This is a genomic window from Bradyrhizobium neotropicale, from assembly GCF_001641695.1.
In the GTDB taxonomy this organism is placed as follows: domain Bacteria; phylum Pseudomonadota; class Alphaproteobacteria; order Rhizobiales; family Xanthobacteraceae; genus Bradyrhizobium; species Bradyrhizobium neotropicale.
Window position 1 is genome coordinate 16,715 of sequence record NZ_LSEF01000048.1, and the last position, 2,136, is coordinate 18,850.

Sequence of the window (2,136 nt, forward strand, 5' to 3'; positions counted from 1 at the left end):
CGGGTGCGCCTTCTGATTTCCCTGAGCTTTCGGTCGCCATCGACCGCGAGCGGAGGCGGGGACGGGGGGCGCAATCCAACGCCAGTGGCCGCTACGAGGCCGAGGCGCGCGTCGCCTTTGACGACGGCTGGCAGAGCCTGGACGATCTGCCGCCGTTCAAGACCACGGTTGCGGTCGACACCTCGCGCAAGGTGATTACCCGCAACGACTCCCCCGATATCGGTTTCGATCGCTCGATCAATCCCTATCGCGGCTGTGAGCATGGCTGCGTCTATTGCTTCGCGCGGCCGACGCACGCCTATCTCGGCCTGTCGCCGGGGCTCGACTTCGAGTCCAAGTTGTTCGCCAAGCCCGAGGCGCCGGCGCTGCTGGAGAAGGAGCTCGCCGCACCCGGTTACGAGCCGCGGATGATCGCGATCGGCACCAACACCGATCCCTATCAGCCGATCGAGCGCGAGCGCAAAATCATGCGCGGCATTTTGGAGGTGCTGGAGCGCGCCGGGCATCCCGTCGGCATCGTCACCAAGTCGGCGCTGGTCGCGCGCGACATCGACATTCTCGCGCGGATGGCAAAGCGCAACCTCGCCAAGGTCGCGATCTCGGTCACGACGCTCGATCCCAAGCTCGCGCGCACCATGGAGCCACGGGCGTCCACGCCGCCGAAGCGGCTGGAGGCGCTGAAGCAGCTCTCGGATGCCGGCATTCCGACCACCGTCATGGTCGCGCCCGTGATCCCCGCGCTGAACGATTCGGAGATCGAGCGCATTCTGGATGCCGCCGCGCATGCCGGCGTCAAGGAAGCCTCCTATGTGCTGCTGCGGCTGCCGCTCGAGGTGCGCGATCTCTTCCGCGAATGGCTGATGGCGAACTATCCGGACCGCTATCGCCATGTCTTCACCCTGATCCGCGACATGCGCGGCGGTCGCGACTACGACGCGAAATGGGGCGAGCGGATGAAGGGCACCGGCCCGATGGCCTGGACCATCGGCCGCCGCTTCGAGATCGCCTGCGACAAGCTCGGGCTCAACAAGCGGCGCTCGAAGCTGACGACGGATCACTTTGCGAGGCCGAAGCAGAACGGCGAGCAGCTCAGCCTGTTCTAGGGCGGGAAGTCAACGAGGCGTATGATGAGTAAGGAATTACCTGCCCCGGTGTCGCGGCTCACCGTCATCACGCTCGGCGTGAGCGACATCCGCGCCAGCATCGCGTTCTACGAAGCGCTTGGCTTTGCACGCCGGCTGAAGGCGACCGGCGAGGCCGTCGCCTTCTTCGACACCGGCGGCCCGGTGCTTGGCCTGTTTCCCTGGGATCAGCTCGCGGCGGACGCCACATTGCCGGACAGGCCGAGGCCACTTGCCTTTCGCGGCATGACGCTCGCCTGGAACTGCCGGACGCGCGAGGAGGTCGATGCCGTGCTGGCATTTGCCGCCAGCAAGGGAGCGGCTCTGCTGAAGGCCGCGCACGAGACCGACTATGGCGGCTATTCCGGCTACTTCGCCGATCCCGACGGCCATCCCTGGGAAGTGGTGGTCGCGCCCGGGATTGAGGTCGGCGACGATCGGCGGGTGCATTTGGCCGAGTGAGCCGGCGCACCTGAATAACGGGAATTGTCTGGGGTTCCCTGTTGCGCAGGCCGGACCGCTTGCGCACGATCCCGGCCATGATTCGGGACAAATCCGCCAAGCCGGCCAAGGACGCGCCAAAGAAGGACGCCGCCAGGAAGGCTGCGGCGAAGACGACAAAAGCTTCGGCCGGCAAGGCCGAGCCCGCCAAGAGCGCAGGAAAGAAGGGCATCATCGCGATCGCGCCGCCGAGCTTTAGCCGCGAGCGGGCGCTGATCAAGCGCGGCGTCTGGCCGGTGGCGGGCTGCGATGAGGCCGGCCGTGGGCCGCTGGCCGGCCCGGTGGTGGCGGCGGCCGTGATCCTCGATCCCGACCGCATCCCGCGCGGCATCGACGATTCCAAGCGGCTGACCGCGGAAGAGCGCGAAAGACTGTTCGACAAGATCTGCGCGACCGCGCAGGTCTCGGTCGCCGTCGCTTCGCCCTCGCGGATCGACCGCGACAACATCCTGCGCGCCTCGCTGTGGGCGCTGAAGCGCGCGGTGGTGGCGTTGCCTGAGGCGCCCCGCCATGT

General features: G+C 67.2%; 3 protein-coding genes. All 3 read left to right on the forward strand.

The window, feature by feature from the left end; translation table 11 throughout:
• The coding region (locus AXW67_RS16195) for a PA0069 family radical SAM protein (RefSeq protein WP_245315577.1) at positions 1 to 1,103 on the forward strand (1,103 nt) is incomplete at its 5' end.
• 24 nt (positions 1,104 to 1,127) lie between these two features.
• Complete coding sequence (locus tag AXW67_RS16200) at positions 1,128 to 1,583, forward strand: VOC family protein (RefSeq protein WP_027553798.1); 456 nt, start codon at positions 1,128 to 1,130, stop codon at positions 1,581 to 1,583.
• Between the two features lie 77 nt (positions 1,584 to 1,660).
• The coding region (locus AXW67_RS44075) for a ribonuclease HII (RefSeq protein WP_245315578.1) at positions 1,661 to 2,136 on the forward strand (476 nt) is incomplete at its 3' end.

What these genes read in the sequence shown, in the direction of transcription:
- AXW67_RS16200 (WP_027553798.1), top strand. Translation starts at nt 1,128, where the DNA reads ATGAGTAAGGAATTACCTGCCCCGGTGTCGCGGCTCACCGTCATCACG.